At 69.2% G+C, this 3,895-nt stretch carries 5 protein-coding genes; all 5 read left to right on the top strand.

Features of this window, described 5'->3' with window-relative positions:
- The coding region (locus ACY0I8_RS16920) for a sigma factor-like helix-turn-helix DNA-binding protein (protein ID WP_461395683.1) at nt 1-217 on the top strand (217 nt) is incomplete at its 5' end.
- Between the two features lie 333 nt (nt 218-550).
- Nucleotides 551-922, top strand: a complete 372-nt coding sequence (gene rpsL, locus ACY0I8_RS16915; protein ID WP_459942094.1) for a 30S ribosomal protein S12 — start codon at nt 551-553, stop codon at nt 920-922.
- 9 nt (nt 923-931) lie between these two features.
- On the top strand, nt 932-1,429 hold the full coding sequence (gene rpsG, locus ACY0I8_RS16910; RefSeq protein WP_461395682.1) for a 30S ribosomal protein S7: 498 nt from the start codon (nt 932-934) through the stop codon (nt 1,427-1,429).
- A gap of 33 nt (nt 1,430-1,462) precedes the next feature.
- On the top strand, nt 1,463-3,538 hold the full coding sequence (gene fusA, locus ACY0I8_RS16905; RefSeq protein WP_459942092.1) for an elongation factor G: 2,076 nt from the start codon (nt 1,463-1,465) through the stop codon (nt 3,536-3,538).
- A gap of 45 nt (nt 3,539-3,583) precedes the next feature.
- The coding region (locus tag ACY0I8_RS16900; RefSeq protein WP_461395681.1) for a GTP-binding protein at nt 3,584-3,895 on the top strand (312 nt) is incomplete at its 3' end.

The raw sequence follows: 3,895 nt of genomic DNA, 5'->3' as shown, positions 1-3,895 counted from the left end.
CGAGAAGACCCGGGAGGTCCTGGCCACCCTCACGCCCCGGGAGGAGAAGGTGCTGCGGATGCGGTTTGGCATCGACGAGAAATCGGACCACACCCTGGAGGAGGTGGGCCGGGACTTCGCGGTGACCCGGGAGCGGATCCGCCAGATCGAGGCGAAGGCGCTCCACAAGCTGCGCCACCCCACCCGAAGCCGGAAGCTCCGCACGTTCCTGAAGTAGCGGTCGGCCGCGCCTCGCGGCGGCAAAACCGGCCCCCGGGGCCGAAGGCAAACTCTCCGAAAAAATCACGCGGAGGCTCTTGCACCGCCCGAACCGGTGTGATAGCCTCCGCGTTCCCTTTTGGGGGAAGTCGCTCCCCAACGGCTCCGCTGCCCGTCCGAGGCATGAGCCGCCGAGACAGCTCGCCGAACCGAACACGTTCGTCGACCGCAAAAGCGCTCCAACTGGAAGTGGCTGCTGCGCCGTGGGCCGCGCCTGAAGGGACCCGGGGCCGACGGCAGGTGCGTGTTTCGTTTTCGGGTTGGGCCCCCGAAACCGTCGAGGAGGTTCTGGATGCCCACGATCAACCAGCTCGTGCGTAAGGGCCGAAAAAAGGTGAAGAAGCGGACGGCGTCTCCGGCCCTGGAGTCCTGTCCCCAGAAGCGCGGGGTGTGCACCCGCGTGTACACGACCACGCCGAAGAAGCCGAACTCGGCGCTCCGGAAGGTTGCCCGTGTGCGGCTCACCACGGGCAAGGAGGTCACGGCCTACATCCCGGGGGAGGGGCACAACCTCCAGGAGCACTCGGTGGTGCTCATCCGGGGAGGCCGGGTCAAGGACCTTCCGGGCGTCCGGTATCACATCATCCGCGGTACGTTGGACGCCTCGGGCGTGGACAAGCGCCGGCAGGGGCGGTCCAAGTACGGCGCCAAGAAGCCCAAGTAGGAGTTGGCCATGGCGAAGAGTCGCGGTCGCTACGACCAGCCCGTGGCGCCGAAGCGCCCCAAGTACCGGCAGATCGCCGACCCGGTGTACGGCGACGAGCTCCTCGGGAAGCTGATCAACAAGGTCATGCGCGACGGCAAGAAGAGCGTGGCCGAGAAGATCGTGTACGGGGCCCTGGAGATCGTGGAGAGCAAGACGAGCCAGAACGCCCTCGAGGTGTTCCACGCGGCGCTCCAGAACGTGAAGCCCATCGTGGAGGTGAAGTCCCGCCGGGTGGGCGGCGCCACCTATCAGGTGCCCGTGGAGGTCAACCCCCGCCGCCAGGTGAGCCTGGGCATCCGGTGGCTCGTCGGGTACGCTCGGGCCCGGGGGGAGCGCACCATGCGCGACCGCCTGGCCAACGAGATCCTCGACGCGTACCAGAACCGCGGCGGCGCCGTGAAGAAGCGCGAGGACACCCACCGGATGGCCGAGGCCAACAAGGCGTTCTCGCATCTCCGGTGGTAGGGGAGCTCCGGGCTCCCGTGTAGGAAAGGCGTCGTGCCCAGGCAGACCCCGATCGAGCGGTACAGGAACATCGGCATCGCGGCCCACATCGACGCGGGCAAGACCACCACGACCGAACGGATCCTGTACTACACCGGGGTGAGCCACCGCCTCGGGGAGGTGCACGAGGGCACGGCGGTCATGGACTGGATGGAGCAGGAGCAGGAGCGCGGCATCACGATCACCGCCGCCGCGACCACCTGCTTCTGGCTCGGGCACCGGATCAATATCATCGACACCCCGGGCCACGTGGACTTCACCATCGAGGTGGAGCGGAGCCTGCGGGTCCTGGACGGGGTGGTCGCTGTGTTCTGCGCGGTCGGGGGCGTGGAGCCCCAGTCCGAGACGGTCTGGCGCCAGGCCGATCGGTATCGGGTCCCGCGGATCGCGTTCGTGAACAAAATGGACCGTCCCGGCGCGGACTTCGGCCGGGTGGTCCGGGAGCTCCGGGAGCGGCTCGGGGCAAACCCGATCCCGGTCCAGATCCCCTTGGGGCGCGAAGAGGGGTTCCGGGGGGTGGTGGACCTCGTCGGGTGGCGGGCCCGGATCTGGGACGACGAGAGCCTCGGCGAGCGCTACGAGGATCTGCCGATCCCCGAGGAGGTCCTGCCGGAGGCCCGGCGGATGCGCGAGCGGATGCTCGAGGCCCTGGCGGACGTGGACGAGGGGATCCTCTCGGCCTACGTCGGGGGGGGCGAGCTGGGGGAGGAGGTGATCCGGGCGGCCCTGCGAAGGGCCTGCGTAGGGCTCAAGGGAGTGCCGGTCCTGTGCGGGGCCGCGTTCCGGAACAAGGGCATCCAGCTCTTGCTCGACGCCATCGTCGAGTATCTGCCGAGCCCGGTGGACGTGCCGCCCTACGAGGGATCGGATCCCCGGACCGGCGAGCGGGTGGTGCGGCGAGCCAGCGACGACGAGCCGTTCGCGGCCCTGGCGTTCAAGGTGATGACCGACCCCTACGTGGGCCAGCTCACCTTCTTCCGGGTTTACTCGGGCCAGATGCGGGCCGGCGGGTATGTCTACAACCCGCGCCTTGGCAAAAAGGAACGGATCGGCCGCATCCTCGAGATGCACGCCAACGAGCGCCGGGAGATCGACGGGGTGGCGGCCGGCGACATCGCCGCGGCGGTGGGGCTCCGGAACTCGGCCACGGGCGACACCCTGTGCGACCCGGCCGCTCCGGTGGTGCTCGAAGCCATCGAGGTGCCCACGCCGGTCATCTCGGTGGCGATCGAGCCCAAAAGCCAGGCCGACCAGGAGAAGCTCGGGGTGGCCCTGGCGAAGATTGCCGCGGAGGACCCGTCGTTTCGGGTCCGGGTGGACGAGGAAACGGGGCAGACGATCCTCTCGGGCATGGGGGAGCTCCACCTGGAGGTGATCGTCGACCGGCTGATGCGGGAGTTCCAGGTGGAGGCCAACGTGGGCCGGCCCATGGTGGCCTACCGCGAGGCCTTCCGGGGCCCGGCACGGGGGGAGGGACGGTTCGTCCGCCAGACCGGGGGCCGGGGCCAGTATGGCCACGTGGTCCTCGAGGTGGAACCCCTCGAGCCGGGGGACGGCTTCCGGTTCGAGAACCGCACCGTGGGCGGGGTCGTGCCGAGGGAGTACGTGCCGGCCGTGGAAAAGGGGGTCTCGGAGGCCCTCGATCGGGGGTTCCTCGCGGGCTACCCGGTGGTGGGGGTCCGGGTGGTCCTGGTGGACGGATCGTACCACCCGGTGGACAGCTCGGAGATCGCGTTCAAGATCGCGGCGTCCCAGGCCCTTCGGGACGCGGCCGAGCGGGCCGGGATCCGGATCCTGGAACCGGTGATGGCGGTCGAGGTGGTCGTGCCCGAGGAGTTCCTGGGCGACGTGATCGCCGACCTCAACGCGAGGCGGGGCAAGATTCTCGAGATGGATCAACGGGGCGGGGCCCGGCTGGTTCGGGCGGCGGTGCCCCTGGCGGAGATGTTCGGGTACGCCACGACCCTGCGGTCGAGAACCCAGGGACGGGCGACCTTCACGATGCAGTTCAGCCACTACCAGGAGGCCCCGGCGAAGGTCGCCGAGCAGGTGGTGGCCCGGGCCGTCTAGCCGGCGCCCGAGCGGCGCGCGAGACACGACAGCAGGAGGTTCATCATGGCCAAGGAAAAGTTTGAGCGAACGAAGCCGCACGTGAACGTGGGGACGATTGGGCACGTGGACCACGGGAAGACGACGCTGACGGCGGCGATCACGCGGGTGCTGGCGAACCAGGGGTTGGCGAAGTACACGGCCTTTGACGAGATCGACAAGGCGCCGGAGGAGCGGGAGCGGGGGATCACGATCGCGACGGCGCACGTGGAGTACGAGACGGCGAAGCGCCACTACGCGCACGTGGACTGCCCGGGGCACGCGGACTACGTGAAGAACATGATCACGGGCGCGGCGCAGATGGACGGGGCGATCCTG

Source organism: Deferrisoma sp. (assembly GCF_054681715.1).
The sequence above is the reverse complement of the archived record's forward strand: the minus strand, read 5'-3'. Positions and strand labels throughout refer to the sequence as shown.

What these genes read in the sequence shown, in the direction of transcription:
- rpsG (WP_461395682.1), top strand. Translation starts at nt 932, where the DNA reads ATGGCGAAGAGTCGCGGTCGCTACGACCAGCCCGTGGCGCCGAAGCGC.
- rpsL (WP_459942094.1), top strand. Translation starts at nt 551, where the DNA reads ATGCCCACGATCAACCAGCTCGTGCGTAAGGGCCGAAAAAAGGTGAAG.